This is a genomic window from Spiroplasma endosymbiont of Dilophus febrilis, from assembly GCF_964030685.1.
Lineage (GTDB): Bacteria > Bacillota_I > Bacilli_A > Mycoplasmatales > Nriv7 > Nriv7.
Map to the genome: position 1 here is coordinate 236,261 of NZ_OZ034912.1, position 26,013 is coordinate 262,273.

At 25.2% G+C, this 26,013-nt stretch carries 26 protein-coding genes and 1 pseudogene; 18 read left to right on the forward strand and 9 right to left on the reverse strand.

Annotated elements, in window-relative coordinates:
* The first annotated feature begins 112 nt into the window (after positions 1–112).
* The 10 genes from AAHF53_RS01120 to AAHF53_RS01165 all read left to right on the forward strand — a co-directional run bounded on the left by AAHF53_RS01120 (position 113) and on the right by AAHF53_RS01165 (position 11,938).
* Complete coding sequence (locus tag AAHF53_RS01120; RefSeq protein WP_342189940.1) at positions 113–1,207, forward strand: P-loop NTPase fold protein; 1,095 nt, start codon at positions 113–115, stop codon at positions 1,205–1,207.
* Between the two features lie 46 nt (positions 1,208–1,253).
* The gene (locus AAHF53_RS01125) at positions 1,254–1,691 is read left to right on the forward strand and encodes a hypothetical protein (protein ID WP_342189941.1); all 438 of its coding nucleotides are present in this window, start codon (positions 1,254–1,256) and stop codon (positions 1,689–1,691) included.
* A gap of 116 nt (positions 1,692–1,807) precedes the next feature.
* The gene (locus AAHF53_RS01130; RefSeq protein ID WP_342189942.1) at positions 1,808–2,221 is read left to right on the forward strand and encodes a P-loop NTPase fold protein; all 414 of its coding nucleotides are present in this window, start codon (positions 1,808–1,810) and stop codon (positions 2,219–2,221) included.
* A gap of 234 nt (positions 2,222–2,455) precedes the next feature.
* Positions 2,456–4,639 carry a P-loop NTPase fold protein gene (locus tag AAHF53_RS01135; RefSeq protein WP_342189943.1) on the forward strand — a complete coding sequence of 728 codons (2,184 nt, stop codon included), beginning with the start codon at positions 2,456–2,458 and terminating at the stop codon, positions 4,637–4,639.
* Positions 4,640–4,751: 112 nt separating this feature from the next.
* Positions 4,752–7,427 (forward strand): Mbov_0397 family ICE element conjugal transfer ATPase, encoded by a 2,676-nt coding sequence (locus AAHF53_RS01140; protein WP_342189944.1) that lies wholly within the window; start codon positions 4,752–4,754, stop codon positions 7,425–7,427.
* A 72-nt stretch (positions 7,428–7,499) separates the two neighbouring features.
* Positions 7,500–8,132, forward strand: coding sequence for a PTS transporter subunit EIIC (locus AAHF53_RS01145; protein WP_342189945.1), 633 nt, complete (start codon positions 7,500–7,502; stop codon positions 8,130–8,132).
* Positions 8,133–8,144: 12 nt separating this feature from the next.
* A complete protein-coding gene (locus AAHF53_RS01150; protein ID WP_342189946.1) occupies positions 8,145–9,137 on the forward strand; it encodes a hypothetical protein in 993 nt (330 codons plus the stop codon).
* Positions 9,085–9,366, forward strand: coding sequence for a hypothetical protein (locus tag AAHF53_RS01155; protein WP_342189947.1), 282 nt, complete (start codon positions 9,085–9,087; stop codon positions 9,364–9,366). The genes AAHF53_RS01150 and AAHF53_RS01155 overlap by 53 nt, the downstream gene beginning before the upstream one ends.
* A 264-nt stretch (positions 9,367–9,630) precedes the next feature.
* Entirely contained in the window at positions 9,631–9,885 is a 255-nt protein-coding gene (locus tag AAHF53_RS01160; RefSeq protein ID WP_342189948.1) for a hypothetical protein, read from the forward strand.
* A gap of 76 nt (positions 9,886–9,961) precedes the next feature.
* Positions 9,962–11,938 (forward strand): hypothetical protein, encoded by a 1,977-nt coding sequence (locus AAHF53_RS01165; RefSeq protein WP_342189949.1) that lies wholly within the window; start codon positions 9,962–9,964, stop codon positions 11,936–11,938.
* A gap of 475 nt (positions 11,939–12,413) precedes the next feature.
* Here AAHF53_RS01165 and AAHF53_RS01170 read toward each other — a convergent pair whose 3' ends face one another.
* From AAHF53_RS01170 to AAHF53_RS01195, 7 genes and pseudogenes are all read right to left on the reverse strand, one after another.
* Positions 12,414–12,947: a DUF402 domain-containing protein gene (locus AAHF53_RS01170; RefSeq protein ID WP_338966767.1), complete on the reverse strand. Its 534-nt coding sequence runs from the start codon at positions 12,945–12,947 to the stop codon at positions 12,414–12,416.
* A 530-nt stretch (positions 12,948–13,477) separates the two neighbouring features.
* Positions 13,478–14,410 carry an ABC transporter permease gene (locus AAHF53_RS01175; RefSeq protein ID WP_342189950.1) on the reverse strand — a complete coding sequence of 311 codons (933 nt, stop codon included), beginning with the start codon at positions 14,408–14,410 and terminating at the stop codon, positions 13,478–13,480.
* The gene (locus tag AAHF53_RS01180) at positions 14,403–16,088 is read right to left on the reverse strand and encodes an ABC transporter permease (RefSeq protein ID WP_342189951.1); all 1,686 of its coding nucleotides are present in this window, start codon (positions 16,086–16,088) and stop codon (positions 14,403–14,405) included. The genes AAHF53_RS01175 and AAHF53_RS01180 overlap by 8 nt, the downstream gene beginning before the upstream one ends.
* Positions 16,081–17,577 (reverse strand): ABC transporter ATP-binding protein, encoded by a 1,497-nt coding sequence (locus AAHF53_RS01185; RefSeq protein WP_425289524.1) that lies wholly within the window; start codon positions 17,575–17,577, stop codon positions 16,081–16,083. The genes AAHF53_RS01180 and AAHF53_RS01185 overlap by 8 nt, the downstream gene beginning before the upstream one ends.
* A gap of 285 nt (positions 17,578–17,862) precedes the next feature.
* Positions 17,863–18,222 (reverse strand): annotated as a pseudogene (locus tag AAHF53_RS05645) (ATP-binding cassette domain-containing protein); the annotation flags it as partial.
* 18 nt (positions 18,223–18,240) lie between these two features.
* Positions 18,241–19,524: a hypothetical protein gene (locus AAHF53_RS01190; RefSeq protein WP_342189953.1), complete on the reverse strand. Its 1,284-nt coding sequence runs from the start codon at positions 19,522–19,524 to the stop codon at positions 18,241–18,243.
* Positions 19,525–19,652: 128 nt separating this feature from the next.
* Positions 19,653–20,042: a helix-turn-helix transcriptional regulator gene (locus tag AAHF53_RS01195; protein ID WP_342189954.1), complete on the reverse strand. Its 390-nt coding sequence runs from the start codon at positions 20,040–20,042 to the stop codon at positions 19,653–19,655.
* Positions 20,043–20,353: 311 nt separating this feature from the next.
* On the opposite strand from AAHF53_RS01195, the gene deoD reads away from it, so the two are divergent.
* Both deoD and AAHF53_RS01205 read left to right on the forward strand, forming a co-directional pair.
* Positions 20,354–21,079, forward strand: coding sequence for a purine-nucleoside phosphorylase (gene deoD, locus AAHF53_RS01200; RefSeq protein WP_342189955.1), 726 nt, complete (start codon positions 20,354–20,356; stop codon positions 21,077–21,079).
* Positions 21,080–21,120: 41 nt separating this feature from the next.
* The gene (locus AAHF53_RS01205) at positions 21,121–21,945 is read left to right on the forward strand and encodes a hypothetical protein (protein WP_338968843.1); all 825 of its coding nucleotides are present in this window, start codon (positions 21,121–21,123) and stop codon (positions 21,943–21,945) included.
* A gap of 36 nt (positions 21,946–21,981) precedes the next feature.
* Here AAHF53_RS01205 and tsaD read toward each other — a convergent pair whose 3' ends face one another.
* A complete protein-coding gene (gene tsaD, locus AAHF53_RS01210) occupies positions 21,982–22,950 on the reverse strand; it encodes a tRNA (adenosine(37)-N6)-threonylcarbamoyltransferase complex transferase subunit TsaD (RefSeq protein WP_342189956.1) in 969 nt (322 codons plus the stop codon).
* 10 nt (positions 22,951–22,960) lie between these two features.
* A complete protein-coding gene (locus tag AAHF53_RS01215) occupies positions 22,961–23,518 on the reverse strand; it encodes a hypothetical protein (protein ID WP_342189957.1) in 558 nt (185 codons plus the stop codon).
* A gap of 257 nt (positions 23,519–23,775) precedes the next feature.
* Here AAHF53_RS01215 and AAHF53_RS01220 point away from each other — a divergent pair, with 257 nt between their 5' ends.
* From AAHF53_RS01220 to AAHF53_RS01245, 6 genes are read left to right on the forward strand one after another with little or no spacing between them, the layout of a single operon-like run.
* A complete protein-coding gene (locus AAHF53_RS01220) occupies positions 23,776–24,102 on the forward strand; it encodes a hypothetical protein (RefSeq protein ID WP_342189958.1) in 327 nt (108 codons plus the stop codon).
* Positions 24,103–24,104: 2 nt separating this feature from the next.
* Positions 24,105–24,326 carry a hypothetical protein gene (locus AAHF53_RS01225; RefSeq protein WP_342189959.1) on the forward strand — a complete coding sequence of 74 codons (222 nt, stop codon included), beginning with the start codon at positions 24,105–24,107 and terminating at the stop codon, positions 24,324–24,326.
* The gene (locus tag AAHF53_RS01230; protein WP_342189960.1) at positions 24,326–24,487 is read left to right on the forward strand and encodes a hypothetical protein; all 162 of its coding nucleotides are present in this window, start codon (positions 24,326–24,328) and stop codon (positions 24,485–24,487) included. The genes AAHF53_RS01225 and AAHF53_RS01230 overlap by 1 nt, the downstream gene beginning before the upstream one ends.
* 3 nt (positions 24,488–24,490) lie before the next feature.
* On the forward strand, positions 24,491–24,721 hold the full coding sequence (locus AAHF53_RS01235) for a hypothetical protein (RefSeq protein ID WP_342189961.1): 231 nt from the start codon (positions 24,491–24,493) through the stop codon (positions 24,719–24,721).
* Positions 24,722–24,769: 48 nt separating this feature from the next.
* A complete protein-coding gene (locus AAHF53_RS01240; protein WP_342189962.1) occupies positions 24,770–25,006 on the forward strand; it encodes a hypothetical protein in 237 nt (78 codons plus the stop codon).
* A 23-nt stretch (positions 25,007–25,029) separates the two neighbouring features.
* Entirely contained in the window at positions 25,030–26,013 is a 984-nt protein-coding gene (locus tag AAHF53_RS01245) for a hypothetical protein (protein WP_342189963.1), read from the forward strand.

Sequence of the window (26,013 nt, forward strand, 5' to 3'; positions counted from 1 at the left end):
TAAGTATTTTATTAAGTTAATACTGAATTAGAAATGATTTTATTTGTACTAATTTTTAAATTTTTTTAGTAAAAATATTAAGATAATGAGATTGAGAGGAATTTTTTAAAATATGGATGTGAATATAAATAATAATATTTCTTTTATAGCGAAGAGAGAAAACTCAGAATATTATCAAAAAAGTCAATATAAAGTATTTTTAAGAAAATATATTAGTGATTCAAAATATGATGGCTCAGTTTTAGGAGTTTTTTCCCCAATGGGAACCGGCAAAACTTCTTTACTAAAATCTGTTCAAGAAAGTTTTATTGAAGATAAAGTTAATCAACCTTATTTTATTAATGTGAATGTCTGAAATATTATTGAAGATGAGGATAATAAGCAATTTTCTTTAAGGAAAAAAATTATTAAAGAAATGCATCGCTTAACTTTTAATAATTTTAAAGAAAAAATTAATTATGGTAGAAGAATAGATTATAGTATTAATAATGAACCTAGTGATGTTCACAAAAAACATTTTTTTAAAAAAAGAACTTGAATGGTTTTTGGAACATTAGCAATTTTAATAAGTTTTGCGATATTATTTATTTTAAATTTACATTATAAATGGTTACTTGTTTCTGATAGTTCATTTCTTCCTGTTGCTTGGATTTTTGCTTCAGTATTTCCATTTATGTGAAGTCAATATTTTTCTGGAAAAATAACAACTAAAAAATCTGATCAAGATTTATTAACATCAAATTATGATTATGAAGAACATTTAGAAGCCTTATTAAATAGAATGAATAAAATAACTTTATTAAATAAGATTAAAATCTTTTTTTTAAATAAAGCTAAAATAGATAAAAAAATTGTTTTTATTTTTGATGGTTTAGATCAAATTGCGGCTAATGAAATTTATGAAGTTTTAAGAACAATTCGGATATTTTTAAATAAAAATAATGTTAAATATCTAATATTATTAGATGAGCAAAAAATGTTATCGGGTTTTAAAAACTTTATTTTAGAAAAAAATCAATCAGATGATCAATTAATAAAATGTGTTAAAGAATATTTTCAATATTTTTTAAGATTAAGACCTATTAATAAGATAGATTTGAGTAATGCTTTTAATAAATATTATAAAAATAATATTCATTTAGTAGCATTAACGAACCAGCACTGGAATGAAATATTACAAATTCAAAGTGAAGAAGAAAACTATTAGATTTAAGAATTTTGAATTTAAGAAAGCATTAATTAAGAAATTTTGTTTGTGAAACGATAACTTTGTTTATTCTGATATTATTGATTTTTTAAATACATTCATTATGAATGTTAATGATGAAATAGAATATTTAAATAATTATGAAGATTTAATTGCTTTATTAATTTTAACTGTTTTTAAAAATAGTTTTGCAAATATCTATTTAGAAATATGTAAATATAAATCTTTAAATTTTAAAAATATTTTTTTAAAAATAAAACAAAATTATGATAACTCTATAAATGGTCAAAATTTAATAACTAATAAAGTGGAATTTGAAACTTTTCTCATTTATTTTGAAGAATATTTTAATAATCAAAAGTGTATGGAACAATTAACAAAAATAATATTTGGTAATAATAGTTTTCCAATAGTTAGTGAAAATTTATTGTCTTTAAAACAACAAAAAGCTAAAAATTTACTAATTGACTCAGGAAATCTATAAATAATGAGCGTTCAAATGTATAAATTGAAATCTTGCTGAACTTATAATTATAAAATAATTATAAAACAAAAAAATAATAAAAATTACATAAAATTAGAAAGTAACAAATAAGAAATATGAATAAAAATAATAATAGTACTTCATTACTACTAGACGATAGTAGTAGGAAAAAACCCAAAATATTAAATGATTGCGATTTGCCTCATTTTATAAAGAGTAAAGAGAATGCTGAAGAATTTAATAAAATTAAAGATAAAATTTATTTAGAAGAATTTATTTTTTTAAAGCAATATATTAATAATAATGAATATGATAGTTCAGTTTTAGGAATTTTTGGCAAATGAGGAATTGGTAAAAGTTCTTTAGTAAAATTAGTACAGAATAATGAAGAAAAAAAGATTACTAGTAGTGATATTCAAAATAGAAAAAGTTTATTTATTTGGATTAATGTTTGAAATCTTAGTGATAAAAGTGATAATAAACAAATATCTTTGAAAAAGAAAGTTATTAAAGAAATGGGTCGCGTTTAGTTTTCTTAGGTATTTTTTAAAAAAGAAAAAATAGTCATTTACTATAAATTATTTCAATATGCAAATTAAGTATATATTTCTTATGTATGATTTTTGTTGTAAAAAATTATTTTAATGTTGTTTTTATAAGCATTTTACTTAGTTTTTATAACCTTTTATTAAGAATATGTTTGTTAATATTAAATATTTTGTTTTATTAATTATTTTTCAAGTAAAAAGGTAATAAATTTTTAGTTGCTTTTCTTTCAAAATTATTCAAATCTTTACCCACCTAACAAAACTTTAAGCGCCCAAGAAATGCATAATTTTCTTTTTGAAAAGGCTAATGAAAGATTGGCACATGGTAAGAGAATTGATTTTACATCTGATGATATTGAGTATAAACAGAAGAAGCGTCTTAAAAACGTAAGAATAGGTTTATTCTTGTTTACTGTTTTCTGAGCTTTTATCTTAGTTACAATGCTATCATTAATTCTTGTTTTTAAAGAATATAGTATTGTTTCCGGACTAGGATTATTTACAATTGCTTTTACTTCAATTTGAGGGCAATATTATAATGAACAAAGAAGTGCTAAAATAATGAAGATGAGTGTTTTAGATACAAATTATGATTATGAAAATCATATGTTGTTGCTATTACAAAAATTAGAAAAAAGTGACAAAGTTAAAAGAATAATTTTTGTTTTTCATGGTTTAGATCAATTAATATCTAGTGAGCTTTATGATGTATTAAACTCTATTAGAGTATTTTTAAATAAGAAAAATATTAAATATATTATTCTAATTGATGAAAGAAAGTTGTTATCTAGTGTTGGCGATGCAATAGAAAATAATAAGATTAGTAGTGATAACTCGGCAAGTTATATTAGTGAATACTTCAATTATACATTGCGATTACGACCGTTAACTTCTTTACAATTAAATATTGCTTTTGATGAATATTATGAAAAAATTGCTGATTTTGTTAGTGAAAAATGACAAACTGTATTAGGAAGATCTAAAAATATTCTTGTTAGTAATGAAACTAAAAAACGAGTAATCAAAGATTTTATATTATGAAAAAATGATTTATCGTTTCGTGAAATAGTAAAAGGATTAAATATCTTTATTGCAAATTTTAGAACGCGGCGAAATTCTTTAACATATTATGAGCAATTAATACGAATTTTAATTATTAGTTGTATTGAATATAATTTTTCAGATATTTTTATTGAGTTAGTTAAAGACCGTGATAGCTTTATTCGTACAAAAATATTACAATTAGTAAAAAATAAATCTGAATATGCAATTTTAAAATTAATTGATGATATTGAAAAGAATGCTAGTAGTAATGATACTAATTGAATTATTGAAAGTTATAATGTTAGTTCAGATATTAAAAGTAGTAGTAAAACGGAAATTAAAACTGAGAATAAAATTGAGAATAAAATTGAGGATAATACTGCTAATAGTGCTAATGTTAAAAAAACTGCAACAAGAATAGAAACGATAACAGAAGTTATGGCTCAGGCTAAAAATAAAATTGAAGAAGATAATGATAAGCAAAAGAAATTGATAATTAATCAGTTTAAACTTTCACAAATTAAAATTGGTGTTTTTAATAATGTTCAGTTTATTAAGTTTTTATTTCATATTAAGAAATATCTTGTTATTATTAAAAAAGCATATTTTCATTGTCAAAATGAAGACTCTAAAACTCTTGGATTTATTAAAGATGTTATTAATTATAAAGAACCTAATTGTTCAGTTACGCCATTAGAATTGTTAACTAAAATTAAAACTTATTGTCAAACAAATAAAATTATTTATTTAAAAGAATCATTTTCTGAACGGTTAATAACTAATTGAATGGGAAAAATCTTAAGTGATTATTCAATTAATGATTCAATTATTTCAGCAAATGATTTAGAGTTTATTTTAAAAAATTTAGGATTAAATTTTTTATCTCAAGAACATAAAGTTAGACTTATTGACTGAGCAATATTTTTTGCTAAAAATGATAATTATGATGAGTATCGGAAAGTTTTGATTTTAACAATGGAGAAATTACAAACGCTTAATGATAGTAGTAACTTGATTATTGAAAAAGATGAAAAAGAAAAAATTAGTGAGTTATTCGTTCTTATTAATAATGATCCTAAAAAATATCATAATCTTAAAAGATTTCGCAATTTTTTAGAGACTTTGGTTACAACTACTATAAAAAAACACTTAGATACTGATAAAGGTGTGGAAAATAATTTATTAGAATTTAGTAAAAATCCTTGTTTATCAACTACTAGTATTGATAGTGGCATATATACAGTACCTACTAGTCCTGTGGAGTTTACCAATAGTGAAACAGAAGAACAACAGCAAAATAAATTTATTTTTTCAACTGGTAGCAAAACAGACACAAATAATAATACAAAACTTTAGATGAATGATATAAAGATTTATTAACAAAAAGTATTAATTTATTAATACTTTTAAAGTTAGCAATTCACTACAACTCCTTATTAATGCAGTGCAGTTTAGAAAGGAGAAGATAATGAATTTAGTTTTAAAAAATTTAAAACGAATTAAATTAGTAATTTATAAATGAGTAACATTAATTGATTTCGTAGTATTATTATTTTATTGTGGTTTTATTACTTTGGTTTACTATACAATGAATTCGTTACCATTGTGAGTAAAGATTATTGTTATTATTATTTTAGGAATTTTTGGTTTATTGCTAGTACTTGAAGTTAAATATCGGCGTAAGGGTTATCAATTTTTATGACTAATTTTTAAATATTGGTTTTCTAATAAATCCTATAATAGTAAAGGAAAAAATAATCCTAAATTATTAGTTCCGTATCAAAAAATTAAGGGGCGGTATGTAACTGTTTCTAATAGTTTTAAAAGAGATAAAAAAGTTGTAAATCAAGTAGTTTTAGGGATTAAACTTGAAGGTTTTAATATTTCTTTATTAGAGGACCACATCCAATCAAAACATATGGAGGCATTCGCTAATGCTTTAAGAACATTAGAAAAAGATTGTTCATTAGTTAAGTTAGAAAAATCACTTAATTTAAAAAATCAACAAGTAGCACTTTTAAATTATGGCGAGAATGCTAAACAATTATATGAAAAAAAACTAATGACTTTTAAGGCATATAATGCTCGGGTACAACAGTTAGCAGATTATTATCAAACTAATAATTTATTAGAAACATTGCCAGAATTAAGTGAATCTAACTGATATTTACTTATTTATGGTTATGATGATGAGAATTTGATTAATCAAGCAAAATTGTTTATTAATCAAATTAATATTGCCAATATTAATTGTGAAATTCTTACAGGTATTGAATCAACTAAAGTACTTTATAACATTTACTATCCACAAGTGGATTTAGATGTTGCTAATATTAAAGAACATCAACAAATTTTATCAAAATTATTTGCTTATCATAAAGCAAAGTTTAATCGTAATAATTTACAAGTTAATGATAATGTCTTTTTGCATATTCATAATATTTTTGAATATCCTTTAGTAGTTAGTAATCGCTGGTTAGAACAGTTATCAATGTTAAAGAATAGTACTATTGTTTTAAATATTAATCGTATTGGTAAGTATAAACAAAAGAAACAATTAGAAAAGGCCCGAAATATTTTAGAAACTAATTTATTAGGAACTAGTAAGCAAATTTCCCAAAAAGAAATTTTAATTAATATTGATCAAATTAATAATTTGATGGATGCTGTTGCTAGTGGTGTGGAAGAGTTAATTGATACTAATCTATTAATTATGACTTATGGCAATAGTTATGAGCAATTAATTTCGGTTGACTATAATTTGCGAGACTTGTGTAAAGTTTTAGATTTTAAACTTGATAGTTTAATATATCAGCAGTTTGATGGTTTAGGAGCAATTGTTTTAAAACAACAAGACCCATTATTTAAAACTAATGGTGTGGAAATGCCAATATCAACATTAGGAGCATCATATCCTTTTGTAACTAATAATTTGAATGATAGTACAGGATTGTTTTTAGGAACAGGGGGATATGATAATCCCATATTTTTTGACCAATCAGTTCGTGATAAAAAACGGAAAAATTCTAATCAGTTAATTATTGGGACAAGTGGTAGTGGAAAATCATTTTTAGCTAAAAAAGAATTAAATTGACAAATTTCAACTGGTAAAAAAGTTATTATTATTGATCCCGAACGCGAATATCAACAATTAGCTAAATATCATGATGGTGTATGAATTGATGTTGGTAAATCAACAAAGGGAAAAATTAATCCCCTGCGAATATTTAATAATCTTGAAGATGATAATGAAGATCCTTTAACGGCTCACTTGCAATTTTTAGAAGAATTTTTAGAGTTAGCTTGTGGAGGTTTAAATCGTAATGAAAAAGTTCAATTAATGAAACTTATTTTTCAACTATATGAGAATGCTTGTATTACAAGAAGAACTGATTTTAATAGTTTAAAAGCAAATATGTTTCCAATAATGAATGACTTATATAATTTAGCACAAAAGGAATATGAGAAAACGCAACAATTAATATTTAAGGATTTATCATTAATCTTATCTCGTTTTGCAACAGGAGGAATTGATGCTAAATTATGGAATGGTTATTCAACGATTGAACATAATAATAATTTTTTACTAGTATTTGATTTATATACTTTAACAGAAACTGGTAATAAACGGATTATTAATGCCCAAATATTTTTAATTTTAAAATATATTGAGTCACAAGTGCGAAAAAATAAAAACTGAAATGAAGCGCATCCTAATGAAAGTCCGCGATGAATTTCAGTTACTGTTGATGAAGCTCATTTACTAATTGATAAAAAATATCCTAGTGCTTTATACTTTATGTTTTCAATGATAAAGCGAATTCGTAAATATAATGGCATGATGAATATTATTACGCAAAATATTAATGATTTTGTTGGTGATGATGAAATTAAAAGAGAAACTACAGCTATTATCAATGGGGTTCAATATTTAAAATGTTTGCAGTTATCACCGCATGATTTAACAGCATTAGAACAATTGTATAGTTCGTATGGTGGGATTTCTGAAATTGAGAAAAATAGTATTTCTCGTTTTAATGTTGGTGAATTATTGTTTTCTTTAGGTGGACATCACCGTATGGAATTAACAATTAATGTCTCAGAAGTAGAAAAGGAGGCGATTGTTGGTATTAAGAAATCTTAATAATTTATTAAAAGGAAAGGAATTTTGTATGCAAAAATATAATAAAAAATTAAATAATAGTGGTCAGAAAAAATGTTTATCAAGTTAAAGACAGGTTGAGGAGTAATTAAAAATTCTTTAAACAAAACTTCTAAATGTTTTCTTTTACCAATAGCACTTTTACCGGTAGCAGGATTGCTTCGGGCTCTGGGAGCCATTATTTCTAATGCGGGTGGTAACTTAGAAGTTAGTAATATTTTTGATGGTTTGGGTAAAGTAGTATTTGATAATTTGTCACTTTTATTTGCTTTTTCAGTAGCGATTATTTTTACTAAAAGAAAAAATAAAGTTGAAACATCAATAACTGTCTTTATTGCTTATTTTACTTTTATTGTCTTACAAGGATTAATTATTAAAGAAACTAATAGTAAACAACATGCTCTTTGATTTCATGATATTTTGGATGCTGGTTTAGTAGTTTCCAATTTAGGATTTAAGCAATTAAATACAAGTATTATTTCTAGTCTTATTATTGGTGCCATTGTTGCTGTTATTCACAATAAATTAGGTGAAATCGAGATAAGTAGTAAATTTAAATTATTTAATGAAACTCGTTTAGTAAATGTAATAATTATTCCGCTAATCATCTTATTATCGTTAGGATTTCTATTATTATGACCGTATGTTTATAAAGGATTAATGGCATTGGGTAGTGGCATTGGGTAATGGCATTGGGTAATGGCATTGGGTAATGGCATTGGTAATGCTCCTTCTGGATTGGATTCTTTTAGTTATGGTTTTGTTGAAAAAGCAACAATGCCATTTGGATTCCATAATTTACTTAATGCTTTATTTTTTTGAACACCAGTTGGGGGTACTTTAAGTCCTGATTCAGTAATTACTTATATTTTTAAAGATCAACAATTTACGGGAACTTTAAAGGAATATTTTATAGCAACTGGTGGTAATATGGATTTTTTTAATACTATTTTTAAAGGTATTGAAACAATAACTGGTGACAGTAATATTGCAATAGCGCTCCAAAAATTAAACCTTGCTGAGAATATAACAAATAAGTATATTAATAATGAAATTTTGAGTTCTCATTTAAAGGCTACATTTACCATTTCGGGAGAAACATTTACGGGAACTTTAAAAGAATATTTTAAAAAGACTGCAAATATGGGACTTTTTAATAGTGTTTTTAAAGATGGTGAATCTGTTTTTGGAGATCAAAATATTTGATTAGCAATTCAAAAATTAAAATTACCGTTTAATGTTTTTAGTAATTTGGGAATTAATGCTGGAAAATATATGTTTGGTAGATTTCCCATTATGATGTTTTGTTTACCAGCTATTGCTGGTGCAATTATCTTAGCAACTAAAAGAGGTAATCGTTTAGGGAGTTTTTATAAGTTTGGCATTCCAGCAATCATCGCAGCGACTACTGGTGTAACCGAAGCGATTGAGTTACCAATTTTCTTTGCTGCTCCAGGATTATATTTTATTATTTATGTACCACTAACAGCTCTTGTTTGATTGGCAACTAACCTTTTAGGTGCTAATTTAGGTTCAACCTTTTCAGGTGGTTTTGTTGACTTTTTAATGTATGGTATTATTCCTGATGCCTTTGGAATGGGTACAAAATCTTGAGTTGCAGTAGCTATTGGTCTTCCTTTTGGAGCAATATTTTGGAGCAATATTTTTTGGATTATTTTATATTGGTATTAAAAGAAAATATGTAAATATTGTTGCAAAATCAGAAGATGAATTACAATTAGAAAAAAATCGTAATTTATGTAGTAAAGTACTTGAGAATCTTGGTGGTTATAAAAATATTACTAAAATTGATAATTATCAGTTAATCGCGAAGATTGTTCTTAAAGATAATAATTTATATAATCTTAAAAAAATGGAAAAAGTAGGTGGGTCGCGTTTAGTTTTCTTAGGTATTTTTTAAAAAAGAAAAAATAGTCATTTACTATAAATTATTTCAATATGCAAATTAAGTATATATTTCTTATGTATGATTTTTGTTGTAAAAAATTATTTTAATGTTGTTTTTATAAGCATTTTACTTAGTTTTTATAACCTTTTATTAAGAATATGTTTGTTAATATTAAATATTTTGTTTTATTAATTATTTTTCAAGTAAAAAGGTAATAAATTTTTAGTTGCTTTTCTTTCAAAATTATTCAAATCTTTACCCACCTAACAAAACTTTATGCGCCCAGTAGGTGAATTTGAATTAAAGGATAATTCATATTGAATTAGATTTTATGATTTAAAACCACAACACTTGAAAAATTATTATGAAATAATTGCGAAAACAGAAACTTCATCGGATAGTAGTGAGGTGGGGGTGAGTATACCATCATATGACAGTATATCACTAAGCAGTGAAGAAGAAACACAACCAACAGTGAATGGTACGCAAAAACCTTTACTAGAAGTTGAAGTTAAGGAAACAAAAGTCTAAATAAATTAGTAATGATATTTGATAAGGGTGCTTGAAAATAGTACCCTTATATATTTTTATAAAAGGAGAGATAACTTTGAATAAATTTTTGCTTGGGGTTATTTTATATCAAAATTTAATGTCCCCATTAAGTGGCAATACTATGTTTGAAACTGATAAGTTAGATTCGTTAATAGTTGAGCATAATTATAGTCCAACTGGGTGACATCGGGGATTATCAGCAAACTTTATGCCAATTATTAATCGTTATAATTTTATTAATAAAGCTGAATTAATGTTTTCTGCTCAAATAAGTGATGGTTATGGTTGATGAAATCATAAATTTGAGTTAGAGAAATATTTAGTTGATGATATTAATAAAGCAATTAACTATTCTAACAGTAATCGGCCAGTAACTGTTTATTTTGGTGTTGATACTGAGTTTTATTTTCTTGCTAATAAATTTTATTTTTATATTTCAATAAACAATAAAAAGCAACATTTTTGACCTAATTGAGGAACTTGATATAAATGAAATAAACTAGGAGGCGTAGAATTAAAAATAAAATTTAGTGTTAGTAATGAATTAGAAAAGCATTGGAATCATGTTTCTAACGCACTACATAATAAGCCATTAAAAACTATTATTACTCCTGATCCTTTATCTGGTAATAATGAAAGTAATCAAAAACGAACTTTGCAATATATTGAGCAAGAAATTGGTAAAGATAAATATAAAAAACTAGTAACATCTAGATTTAATGAAAAATATGTGGAATTAATTTTTCAGGATTCATTAGATGGTTATACTGTTAATAAAAAAATTAATTTTTATTTTGAATATAAATTATGAAATAGTTATGAACAATTAGAAGCTAACATTAAAAATGTTAATAATATCTTAGAAATTAGCACTACTAATTATTCGTTAAAAGCAAATGAACAAAAAATCGTAACAGCAATTAATAATTTGTATCAAAATAAAGTCATCCCATCAAATTTAACTAAATCGTTTAATTTTATTCCTTCTAATTCAAGTAGTACCAATGATACTGTTGATGTTTATTTTGAATTACGGTTATTAAATAAATTTTGCTTTTCAAATTCAGAGTGTTATGCTGAAAAGTATATGTCTAAAAAAACATTTCAAATTAAATACAAATTAGATGCAGATTATTATCAAAAAAATATGCAAGACCGGTTATCACTTGAATCGACAAGTAAACCAATAGACTATTGGGTTGGCAACACAAAGTATAAGGTTTATGGGGACGATGTGTATATAAAATTTCTTGCTAATGAACAAGAAACAGAAGCCTTGTATGTGAATGGTAATGCAGTTGGGGTTAGTGATAGAATATTTAATTATGTCCTAAAAGATGGTCGTCTTGATCCGAAAAATAATGATGATAATCCTGATAAAACATTAAAATTAAATTTTGATAATTTTACAAATAATAATGAAATTAAAGAAGAATTAAATATTTATAAGGTAGAGATATCTAAAGGTGGTCTTAAAGATGCTAAGGGTAACTTACAAAATGTTACATATACGGAAAATATTATGATTATTAAGAAAGCCCCTAAATTAAATATGGATTTATGAGCTAAAAAAGATGAGCAAAATCCTAATGAAATGCAAGGAATAGTTATTTATGAACCAGCAATTGATGATAATTTTTCTTTGGAACAAAAGTGATTAAAAGATAATGAGTTCAAATTATTGCAAGGTGTTAATGGATTGTCAGGTAGTTTAATGGCGATTGAACCACCAACTGTTAATAAAGAAGATGACTTTATTGATACTGAGCAAACTACATGAGAATTTATGAAAAAAGATTTTAATGAAAAACAAAAGGATAAATTTAAATTAAATTTTAAATCTGATAAAAATGGTTTGCTTATAAATGAAAATGAAAGAGAATATTTTTCTGATAAAGGTATTTTTCGGTTTAAAGTTCCTAATAAATTAGGAGCAATTGCTACTTATTATCATCTTAATTTGGGAATTTCTAGAGATGCTAACTTTATAACTGATGAACATCGAAATTCTGGGCGCATAAAGTTTTGTTAGGTGGGTAAAGATTTGAATAATTTTGAAAGAAAAGCAACTAAAAATTTATTACCTTTTTACTTGAAAAATAATTAATAAAACAAAATATTTAATATTAACAAACATATTCTTAATAAAAGGTTATAAAAACTAAGTAAAATGCTTATAAAAACAACATTAAAATAATTTTTTACAACAAAAATCATACATAAGAAATATATACTTAATTTGCATATTGAAATAATTTATAGTAAATGACTATTTTTTCTTTTTTAAAAAATACCTAAGAAAACTAAACGCGACCTTCTTAAACGCATTTTTTTAATTAAAGTTTCCATTAATTTATTATTATCTCCCTTCTTTTAAGCAACATTATAATGTCATAACTTTCTAAATATGAAAATCTATTCTTTTATTGCATATACCCTTGACATATTTTAAAAAATCAAAAAAAACAGCTAGATTATTAGCTGCTACAAAAAATTAAGTTTAATAATTATTTAAAATTAATTTGATAATTGTTTCAATGATTTAATACTATTTTTTCATGAAATAAATCATCTTTATCTTTAATTTGGACTTTTAATCTTTCAATTTCATTCCAAATAATATTTTGCAAATTTTCAGGATAATTTCAATTTATCTTGTTACGACTAAACTCTTTTAAATCTAATATTTTTGTATATCCATCAGGAAATACTTTAATATCAATATCATAATCAATAAACTTTATTGCCTTACCATCATAAGTAAAAGGACTAGCAATATTACAATAATAATGAATCCCATTATCTTTTAACATTGAAATAATATTATATCATCTGTTCTTAGAAAAAAACCAAATAGCTGGTTCATGAGTTTTCCACTTACGCCCATTAACTTCAGTAACAATAACAGCTTCATTTACTAAAATTAAATAATTTTTAGTTTCTTCTAAAACAATAGCGTGATCCCAAGAACGATATATTTCACCATTATGTTTATAAGCATGAATTAAAACTTTTTGACCTTTTATAAGTGTGTTTTTCATCTATTACACCTCCAAAGTCGTTCTTATAATTAATACAAAAGTACAAAGTAATTATAACATAAAAAAATAACCTAATTAATACAAGGTCATTAATGAGATTAACTCAATACGATTAAAATTTTTAGGGGTTATAAATACTAATACAATATATACTATCTTATTTCTTAACTAGTTTAATTATAACATAAAAATATTTTTTTCAAACTAAAATGTTTTATTGGGTCGCGTTTAGTTTTCTTAGGTATTTTTTAAAAAAGAAAAAATAGTCATTTACTATAAATTATTTCAATATGCAAATTAAGTATATATTTCTTATGTATGATTTTTGTTGTAAAAAATTATTTTAATGTTGTTTTTATAAGCATTTTACTTAGTTTTTATAACCTTTTATTAAGAATATGTTTGTTAATATTAAATATTTTGTTTTATTAATTATTTTTCAAGTAAAAAGGTAATAAATTTTTAGTTGCTTTTCTTTCAAAATTATTCAAATCTTTACCCACCTAACAAAACTTTATGCGCCCAAGACCCTAACAACTATCCACTGAATAATTTATTCCCAAAGCACTTGGTGCACCCGTAATTTTTTTATTATAAATAAACCGAAAAATTAATAATGATACTAATGGTGACAAGTAAATTAATGATTTTAACAATTGGGGATTAATATGTTTAGTAATATCAGGAACAGCAGCAGCCTCATATGTTAACTGAATTACATATCCTAAAATAAATGAACTTAATATAATAAACCATCCATTTCAGCGGGCCAGAATCATAATCGCAATAGCAATAAAACCATAGCCCCCTGCTATTGGCATAAAAATATTTTGGGTTATCACATATAATGAACCACTTAATCCAGCTAAAGCTCCCGAAATTGTAATCGCAACAAATTTATAACGAATAACATTAATCCCAACAGATTCACTAGCTCAAGGATTTTCGCCAACTGATTTTAAACGCAACCCAAACTTACTAAAAACTAATAAACAAATAATAGCAATTACAATAATTAAAATAATAAACGGATAAAAAATTAAACTATCTATTTTTCAAGGAATATATTGAATATTACTTGAAATATTAGCACGATTATTTAATAATGTTGCTCCCATCGCGGCAATGGCAGAGCCAGCAACATTAACAACTGTCCCAGAAATAATATGATTAATTTTAAATTTTAATACCATTAGTGAATGAAGCAACGATATTATCATTCCAAAAAGAATGCCAACAATAATTGCTATTACTGCTAAATGATGATTATTTAAATTATTAACATCATAATGACGATAAGTAACTAATGAATAACCAAAACCAGCAAATACCATCTGTCCTTCCAAACCAATATTAATTACACCTGCTCGCTCAGAAATTAAAGCAGCAATAGCAGTAATCATAAAAATACTAATTAAAGGTAGTCCACTTATTAAAGAAGTTCCAAAAACTGAATTAAGCATCTTTCTTTACCTCCTTCGTTATTTCTTCAATTAAAGTCTTCTTACTAATAAATTGCGATGCATTTCTTAATTGTGATTTTGTCAGTTTTTGCAATTGTAATTTATAATATCATCTTTGAAACAATGAAAGATTAGAATCATTAATTATTTTATTTAAGTCTAAGATCTTTTTTTCTTTTGCTTCATAACTGTTTTCATATTCATCAATTACTAATGTCATATTATTATTATGCAATTTTAAAATTAGTTTTTGTTTAATTAAAATAATTTTTTTTGTTAAACCGATAATTTTATTTTCTTTACTATTCAACTTTTTAATTTTTATTTTGTCTTCTTTAAAAAATTGCTTTGCAAAATTAATTTTTTGTTCTGATATTTCTTCATATTCTTTTCAATATTCAATAATATTCATTTCTTTATTAACATTAATTAATAACTTTTGCGATAAATATAATGCATGATTTCTCATAAAAATAAGTTTTAATCAATTTCTAGTATGAGCTTCAAAATATTCATAATAAATATCAATTTTATTTAAAAGATAATAAATTTTAAGTTGAATAAAATCTTTAAATCGTAAAAACTTTAAATACCACCTATTAATTCCATGATAACTATACGGCAATCTCAGTTGTCTTGTAGCCATTAATTGTAAATATCACTTTGTTATTTTTGATTTTGGTTTAACTAAAAAATATGTTCCTAAAGCAATTGATAATAAGGCAATAGCAATAATCGTCTCAACAATTTCTTTATTACCTGACATAACAACTTTTTGAGCATACACAGCACTAACAAATAATGCTGAGAAAATAATACCAATAAAACTATTATTTGCTAATAATGCCACAGTAATACCATCAAAACCAATATTTAATGGAATAGATTGTACCGGTAAAAACCGTACCATCCCATAATAATAAACAAAACCAGCAATTCCAGCAACACACGAAGAAATTAACATTGTATAAATTACAATTTTATTATATTTAACGCCAGCATACTTTGTAGCCAAAGGATTACTACCACTAATTTTAATTTTATATCCTAAACTAGTAAATTTAAAAATAAATCAAAAACCAGCAATTAAAATTATTGTAATAAAAATCCCTATATTAAAAGGCGAAGTAACAATTTCCTTTAAATTTAAATTTATTAATAAATGATTAGGAAAACCAATTGATGCACCATTAGTTTCAAGAGCAGGCCCACTTTCTAAAACAAATTGATAAAAATATAAGGCCGCTCAATTTAGCATTATCGTTGCAACAACTTCATGAATATTAGCATAAACTTTTAATACTGCCGTAAGTAATCCTAGTGCCATTGCTGATAATATACAAATTATAAAGACAAAGAAAGGATTTAAAGCATCAGCATTCCCTCAACTCAAAGCAATATAAGACATCACCCCAGCAAACATCATTTGTCCTGAAACACCAATATTAAATATTCCACCTCTAAATCCAATTGCAACAGCAATTCCTACTAAGCCATAAACAGAAAAATATCCTAAAAAATCTAAAAATGCATTTTTACTACGAAAATTACCTCATAGTAAATCACCAATTTTATATTTTGCTAATGGATCATTACTAATTAATAAAAGAAATAATCCAATAATAAAAGCTACTACAATTGATAATATGGGAAAAAATATTTTTTTATATTTACTCATCTTTAAAATTCACCCCCGCCATCATTAAACCTAATTTCTCTTTAGTAACATTATTCGCTTTAACTTCACCCATATTTTTACCATTATTAATAGTAATAATCCGATCAGATAAATTTATTACTTCATCTAATTCATATGAAATTAAAAGCACAGCATTACCTTGATCTCTTTGTTTTAATAACGATTCATAAATATATTCAATAGCACCCACATCTAATCCTCGTGTTGGTTGTTCAGCAATAATTAACTTCGGACTTTCTGATAGTTCTCGCCCAATAATTACTTTTTGTTGATTACCACCAGATAACTTTTTAGCCGTATTTTGAACACTTTTAGCGCCACGAACATCAAAGTTATTAATTATTTCTTGCGTTTTCTCTTTAATTTTAGCAAGATTTAATAATCCATAATTAGTATATTTACGATTAAATTGATCACGCAACGAAATATTTTCTCATAAACTCATATCTAAAACTAAACCTTGCTTTTGACGATCAGCAGGAATATGATGAATTCCTAAATTATATGTATCTTTAGTATCTAATCGTAATAAATTATACTCTCATGGTATTTTCTGACCAACTTTAATATTACTATCTTTTAATATTGCTTCTTTTTCTTTAATTTGTTTTAACTTATTAGTAACCTTATTAACAACATCTAATTCATCAAATAACATTACTTCACCACTAACCGGATTTAAATGACGACAAATAATATTAACAATATCTTCTTGACCATTGCCTTCAATCCCAGCAATACCCAAAATTTCACCACGATTAATTGTTAAACTAAAATTTTTTAATATATTAACCTTAGCTTTACTTAAAGTATTAATATTTTTAAGAACTAATAACTTTTCGCCTAATTTAAGAGGTTTTTTCTTTAAAGAAAAACTTATTTTTCTTCCGACCATTTTCTCAGCTAATTTATCAACTGATGTTTTTTTAACATTAACCGTATCAATATACTCACCTTGTCTAATTATTGTACAACGATCAGCAATTGCTTTAATTTCATTTAATTTATGAGTAATAATAAGAATCGCTTTACCTTGCGATTTAAATTCTAAAAGCATTTTCATCAAATCATCTATTTCCTGAGGTGTTAAAACTGCTGTCGGTTCATCTAAAATTAATATTTTGGCATCACGATATAACACTTTTAAAATTTCTACTTTTTGTTGGTCATAAATAGAAATATTATTAACTTTTTCTTTTAAATTAATTTTAAAATTCATTTTCTCACAAATTTGTTCAATTCTTTTATTAGCTTCACGAGAATTTAATCAAAATCTTGTTTGTCATTTTCTTTTCATCCGATGTAAAAAGCTACGATAAAAATTCATTCTTTTTTTAAGTTGATTAATTTTACTACAGATAATTGTTTCTGTATCAGCATTATTTTCAACACGATTATTATATTTATTTTTTAAAGCAATAATAATATCAGTTAATTTATATTCCAATTTTTCTAATTTATAAGCCATCGTTTTATTAAATAAATTAAATTTTTCAAGAAGTTCTTGATATTTATGTTCTAAATCTTTAACTTGCTGAGCATTAAGTTTCTTATTTTGTTCTTTATGATGTCAATCATTAATTTTTTTTATTTTTTTTGCAACTTTAAAATCTATTTTTTTAGCTTTATGGAAAATTTTTGCTTCACATTTATGTTTCTTATAATTAAAAAAATCACCTTTAATTTTTGCAATTTTTGCTAATTCAATTTTATCAATATAACTTATATAAATGGAAAAGAAATAATTTAATTGATTAATTTTTGCTTTATCTTTTAACTCATAACCAAGAATAATATTATCTAAAACCGAAAAATTATTAATTAATTGAAAATGTTGATGTACCATCCCAATACCTAAATCAGTAGCAATATTAGGGGAAGTAATTTGCATTACTTCACCATCAATTTTAATAACTCCAGAAGTTGGTTGATGCAACCCAAAAAGTGTTTTCATCAAAGTAGACTTACCAGCACCATTTTCACCTAAAATCGCATGAATTTCACCATACTTAAGATCTAAATTGATATTTTTGTTAGCAACAATAGCATTAGAATAAATCTTTGAAACTTTAATTAATTCCACAGCTTTTTTGCTCTTTATTTCACTATGCATCATTTAATATATCCTACCTTATCACTTTGTTTCTTCACAAACACTTTCATTAGCAATATCTCCTAGCATATTTGTTCCATTACATTTCCTTAAATCTTCAATACTAATGGCCAATGCTTTTTTTAAAGCAACTAATTTATCATTGCCAACTCTTTCACCATAAAAATTGTCAAAATCTTTACCATTCATTGGTACTAAAGAAACCTGCTTAGTTTCTTCTCAAATAAATGATTTAGTTCCCGGAGTGGAATACTCATTTTTATCATCAATAGCATTATTATTTTTAATACGATAATTAATCGCATCCAATACAGTTTTAACAGCAAAAGACACATCTTTTAAAGCTGATGACTTAATTAAATGTTTATATCCTGCCAAATTCTTATCATTCGCTTGGTCAACATCAACACCAACAAATCAAGTATTAGCATTAGCCGCTGCTATTTGTTTTAAAATTGTATTTCCTTCAGGAACAGAAATATTAAAAATAACACCAACATTATTGTTAATAGCATTATTAGTATTAGTTTGAGCAGCCTTAATCGCATCATTTGTTCCAAAACCACCATTAAAAGTTCCAGCAAATCACTCAAATCGTAACTTGTCACCCTTAGCATCAATATCATTAGCCAAAATATTATCACTAAACCATCGTAAACCTTTATTAAAACCAATCATATAGTTTTTAATCGCTGGAATATTTAATCCTCCAATACCAGTCATTTTCACAGTAATATTATCACCATTTTTAATAACGGGTAATCCCATATTATCTTTATCAACTTTAAACCGCTGTAAAATTTGTCCCGCTACATCAATTGCCGCCGCAAACCCTGGTTTTGATTCATCAACTGAAATTTCATAATATTTATCAACCGCTTTAGTATTTAATGATTTAATCATTTCATAAACAGTAAGATCAACCGTTAGAAAATATGTGTTATTGTATACATCAAAAAAATTAGGTTGAAGAACAGTTTTAACATATGTAAACCCCGGAAGCACGACAGCTAGATAACCATCATCAATAGTTTTTGTAATTGCAGGCGTAATCATATTAGGATCATCTTGTGTATCAGGGTATAAGACATCTAATGCTTCATTTAAATTAGAATCTACTTTTAACATTCCTTCTCAAGCCGCTTGATTAAAACCACCATCTTGAGCCTTTAAAGGATTATTAGCAATCATTTTAAAGGATGACATACTATAACGACTACTACAACTAGTAATAAAGACAACTGGCAAAACCATTGTCAATAATCAACGCAGTCCTTTAATCCTTCCTAAATTATTTATCACTTGTTTTTTCCTCTCATTTCTATATTTCTTATCTTAAACTCCTTTTTTCATTTTACTTTCTTTATAAAAATTTAGCAAGATTTATTTAAATTATTGAAAATTAATTCAACTTAATAATAAAAAACTTATTAATTATTTCAAATAAAATTAGTTAAATCATAACTATCAACCCGATTAACAATTTTAATTAAATCATTAGCAGTTTTTACTGGATCATAATTAATCATTGTTCTTAATTTAGGATTGCGATAAATTAATTTAACAAATGATTCCATATTATCACCCTCACTAATTTTTAAATGACTAGTAATTTCATCATTTTTAATACTAAAATATATTAAAACTTTAGAAATAAGACCTCATGATATATGACTAGCATCAGCCTCTAGTCTACTAATAGTTGGCTGTTTTACCCCAACCATTTTTGCCAATTGGGTTTGTGTTAAACCATTTCTTAAACGGGCGCATAAAGTTTTGTTAGGTGGGTAAAGATTTGAATAATTTTGAAAGAAAAGCAACTAAAAATTTATTACCTTTTTACTTGAAAAATAATTAATAAAACAAAATATTTAATATTAACAAACATATTCTTAATAAAAGGTTATAAAAACTAAGTAAAATGCTTATAAAAACAACATTAAAATAATTTTTTACAACAAAAATCATACATAAGAAATATATACTTAATTTGCATATTGAAATAATTTATAGTAAATGACTATTTTTTCTTTTTTAAAAAATACCTAAGAAAACTAAACGCGACCTAAGTAATTATTAATATTAAAAAGTGGTATAATAACGATATTAAAATATAAAGAGGAGTAAAAGAATGACACCACATATTAGTGCTAAAAAAGAGGACATTGCCCCAATAGTTTTAATGCCCGGAGATCCAATTAGAGCAAAATATATTGCAACAAATTATTTGCAAGATGTGCAATTAGTAAATAGTGTTCGTAATATGTTAATGTATACAGGAATATATCAAGGGAAAAGAATAACTATTGCTGGTAGTGGTATGGGTTGTCCTTCAATTGGCATTTACTCATATGAATTATTTAAATTTTATGATGTTGATGTAATTATTAGAATTGGAAGTGCAGGTGCATATGACGAAAAGTTAAAACTGTATGATGCTATTAATGTAAGTTCGGTGTATGGTGAAAATAATTATGCTAAAATTGTTGGTGCAACAAATGGTGATATTATTGAAGCCAATCCTAATATTTATGAATTAATTAAAAAAACAGCAAGTGATAAAAATATTAACATCATATCTGGAAGGGTACATTGTTCTGATGTTTTTTATCGTAAAAATTTTGAAGAATATAAAAGATTTTTAAGTGAAAAACAAACTATTGCTGTAGAAATGGAAACTTTTGCGTTATTTGCTAATGCAAAAGTGTTAAATAAGCAAGCAGGATGTATTTTAACTGTATCTGATTCGTTAGTAACAAAAGAGGCTACTACGAGTGAAGAGCGCGAACAATCATTTGATAAGATGATGATGTTAGCTTTAAAAACAGCAGTTAATTTTTATAAACAAGATGTTTAAAGAAAAAGGGAAATTTTTATAAAGAGGGGTTTCTCAAACTAATGGATAAAAATAGTATTGATAGTTTTTTAATTTTAGTTAAAACCAATGTTTCTATTGATCAAGTTGTTAAGCCTTTTGTTAAAACAATAGATAAACAAACTTTGCATAAAATTAAATGACTTTATATTTCAGAACATAAAATTAATGATGAATCTTATTTAACTATTGCTTTAAATGAGTTTACTTTTAATATTATTAAAAAGTTAAAAAAGTGTGATTGAATTTTAGTTCATAAATATATTTTAAAAGATAAATTTCATAATGAAAATTATAAGGTTGTTAGTTGTGAAATGGGATTTTATAAATATAAATTAATTAATACGGTATATCATTGTCATCGTATTGATGAACAAACTTCAATTGATAGTAATTTATGAAAAGTATTAAGTGAAAAAAAGCAACAAATTTTGCTTGAATTTTTAATTGCTTTACGAAAAAAAAGAAAAATAGATTTTTTAATTTTAAATGATATTTTTAGTAGTACAACAGAAAAGGAAATTGCTAATCAAGTTTGTGAACAGGCTAATAGTTATAAGAAACATTATCAGTTATTACGAATTGGGCAAGATATTATTGCTTGCTTAGGGCGATTAAAAAATATTATTGATTTTTATATTGAGGATGGTAGTATTAATTTTGCTTTGAAAGATAATGAAATTATTAATCAAAAAGTATTAAATGAATTAGAAATTGTTAAAAAAACAAAAACTAGCGCTAAAAATCTTACAAGTCTTTTTATAAATCATGATATGGAAGCGCTTTATCAAATAATGAAAAAGATTATTCGTGATAATCCGTGTTCGTTGTATGTAAGTTCAGGTTAATAGATAATAAAAATCATTCTCATATGAGAATGATTTTTATTTTTTCTTTTTAGAAGTTTCTTTTAAGCGATTATTAATTATTTGTCAAGTTAATCTTGCAATCATCGCAGCATTATCAGTACAGTATTCATTATTAGGAATAATAACTGTGGTATTTTTTGTTGCTAAGTTTTCAACCTTAGTTCGTAAAACACTGTTAGCAGCAACGCCACCGACTACTGTTATCATTTTTGGATGATATTTTTTCATTGCCATTGTTAATTTTTTAATTAAAATATTAGTTGCTTGTTCTTGAAAAGAACAAGCAATATCTTCTTTTCTAAATTCTAATTGGCGAACATTTAATTTTTTAATTAAATTTGCTACTGCAGATTTTAAACCACTAAATGAAAAGTCAAAACTGTTATCATTTTTTCCTAATGGCAGTTCAAAAATATTTTGTCCTTTTTTTGCTATTTTATCAATTATTGGTCCACCTGGATATTCAAGTTCTAATAATCTTGCTACTTTATCATAAGCTTCACCGACAGCATCATCATAAGTTTCTCCTAAAATATGAAAATCAAGATGTTTTTTCATTAAAACTAATTGCGTGTGGCCACCGGATACTACTAAGGTTATTAAGGGAAACTTAAATTCATTATTAATGGCAGCGCTATAAATATGACCTTCAATATGATTACAAGCAATAAGTGGTTTTTTTAACATTAATGATATTGTTTGAGCGCAAACTTTACCGATATGAAGTGAACCACTTAATCCCGGATGGTCAGTATAACCGATGTAGTCAATATCATGATATTGGATTTGTGCTTGTTTAATGGCTTCTTTTAAAACATAACTAATTTTAGAAATATGAAGTCTTGAAGCAATTTCAGGAACAACCCCACCATATTGTTGATGATTAGCTATTTGTGAAAAAATAATATTGCTTTTAACTTTTTTATCTTTATATATTGCTATTGCTGTTTCATCACAACTTGTTTCAATAGCTAAGATGGTCATATTTTTCTCCTTAATTAATAACAATAATTGAGTTACCTATTTCGTTAATATTGGGTAATGATTTATTGTTTGTAATAAATATATCACATTCCTTTAAATTGGCGTATTTAATAAAACCAATTGTGTTAATACTATCATTTTCAGCAATAATAATTTTAGTATTAGAAGCACTTAATACTTTTTGTTTCAGTTGTGCTTCTTCTTCATTTTTAGCATATAAATCATAAGTATTAGAAATATTCTTAATATTAAGAATGCATTTACTGAATTTGACATTTTCTAAATTTGCTAAGCTATGGCTTCCTACTAAAACTTTACTTTCAGCTAAATAGCGACCACCAATTAAAATAGTATCTAAAATATTTTTATTATTAATTGCTTGTTTAAAAATTTCAATACTGTTTGTAAATAAATAAACTGGTTTATTTATTAAACTGATTAAATATTCATTGGTAATTCCTGAATTAATAAACAAAATGTCATTATTATTAATTAGTTCATTAGTTTTTGTTGCTAGAAATATTTTATTATTGTCAATATCTAATAATTTAATTTGTGTGTAAAGCACACACTTATGTTAGTTTTACACAAAATCAATAAATAAATATGAGCTCATTTATTTATTGCAAGAAATATAAGGTTAAATTAACACTTATTATTTTTAATTATGCCTTATATTTTTTGCACCAATGAAATCAAACTAAGTTAATTAGTAAACGAAGTTTACTAACAAAAATTGTTAAACATTCAAATCTGCGATATATAAATGTTTAAAAAACTTAGTTAAATAACTTAGTTTATAACAAATAAGAAAGGTAATTTACTATGAAAAACATTGAAAACATTTTCTTAAATACTAAAAAATATCTCTTAAAAGAAACCCAGAATGCAATTTTAATTAAAGCACCAAAAATTCCGTGATTTAATGAACAAATCGGCATTTGGTTTCCAAAGCGATTTGTTTATAAAGGAAAATACGAAAATTCAATTTGTATTGGAATAATCAAAAATAGTGAATATCAAGTAATTTCAATTAATCAACAAGAGCAAGAAACCAAGTTAATTAAAGGCCAAGAATTATTAAGTTTCTTCATTGCCGAAAAAGAAAACAACAAAAAAGATACAAATTATAACTATTTTAAAGGAGCTTAAAAATGAATATCGCAATTGGACTAATGTTTATTATTATCAGCATAATGTTATCGGCATATTTTGCTTATAAAATTTATGCCAAAATAAAAATTAGAATTAAATATAAAAATGTCATTAAAAATAATACTGGTAATTTCACAAAAGACGAAAAAGTGTTTATTGCTCGCTTTGAAGAATGAGTTAAAGCTCCTAATTCAAAAGAAAATAACGAGGGTAAAAAATAATGTTTTGAGAAATTATTATGGAGTTCTTAAAATTGTTTGTTCCGATAGAAAAAATGCCTGCACAAATTGCGTTTATTGCCGGATTAATTATTATCATTACTTTTCTTTTTGCCTTAATTTCAATTATGTATTTACCAATAAAAATGATTTTTGGGAGATAAAAAATGACAATAAATTTAAAAGAATTTAATTGAGAACAAATTAAACAAACTTTCTGAGATTTATTTATTCAAATTACAACCATTCCGGCTCATATTACTGGTGGTAAAGAAATTAATTTAATCGAAGCGCCACTTTGGCTTTTAATAGCAAACATTGCTTTTTGATTCTTAACAGCGATTATGGTCTGATTTATTCTGATGCTACTTTGAAAAACCATATCAGTATTTAGATAAAAGCGAAATTAATGTCAAGAAGTTACATTAAAGAAAGGGGGTGATTATATGTTTACAACTTTCTTAGCTGAGGCACCAGCAAAAATAACAGCTAGCGATGCGATGACTAAATTGTGAAATGCAATTATAACAGCATTTACTAAAATGTGAGAAATTATTGCCGTTAATATGCCACAAGTCGGTAACTTCTTTGCTGACTACTGAATCTTCATTTTTCCATTTATTTTGGCAATATTCTTTATTTGTTTTAAAATGTTTGAAAAATTACTTGGCGCAGTCCGCTAACAAAAAATAAAGTGAGGTGCAAGATGAAATTTTGCAAATGAATAATAGAAAAAAATAACCATTTTATTGAATTGAATCGCACCTCATTTTTAATTTTATGACATTGAGGAGCAATTTGATACATTTACAACGGTTATTTCAAAAACATTGTGAGCTATTTATTTTTAGCCGGTTGTATTTTAGTTTTCCTTTTTAAAATCGGTAATTTCACACAAATTAACAAAGTGATTAACTTCTTAAAAAACTCACCATTAAATATTGTGATTGGTTCGTTAGGAACTGGAAAAACCGCCTTTCTAGTATATGCAGCAAAATTACTAAAAAAGAAGAAATATCACATCGCATCAACTTTCCCATTACTAGAAACCCAAAAATTAAGCTTAGGGCATATGGGATTATTAGACTTTGATTATCCGGTATTGCCAGACAAAACCTTACTGTTGTGAGATGAAACCAATTTATTTTTAGAAGGAACCGATTGAGAAAAAAATAATACCAAAAACGAAGAAACTGGTATTCAAGAGTATTTCGCTCTTGCACGCCATTTCGGTCATATTGTTCTCGCTAGTGGTCAAAGAGATAAACATATTTGAGTTAAAGTTCGTGATATTGCCAACAATGTGATTGTGGGAATTCGCAAAAAACCAGTTAATATTTTTCGCCCCTACTTAAAAGTCATTTATGGCACCTTTACGAGCATTGAAGAATATGAACGCTGACGAAACACCTTAATTGATGCTAAAAATAATAAAAAGGGTCGTCGCATTAAATATCGCGATATTCCTGAACTTGATATTTATTTTTTTAAACTAAAAATTCCTCTACCAATATTGAACACTTACAATTCTTTTTATCTAGCATTTTTAAGAGATTACTTAAATTCAAAAGTAAATCCTGACTATGAAGATAAATACTATACTGACACAGCAATTGATTTAGAAGACTTAGAATACTTAAAAATGGATAAATTTAGCAAATTTTTAAGAAAAATGAAAGAAAAGGAATAA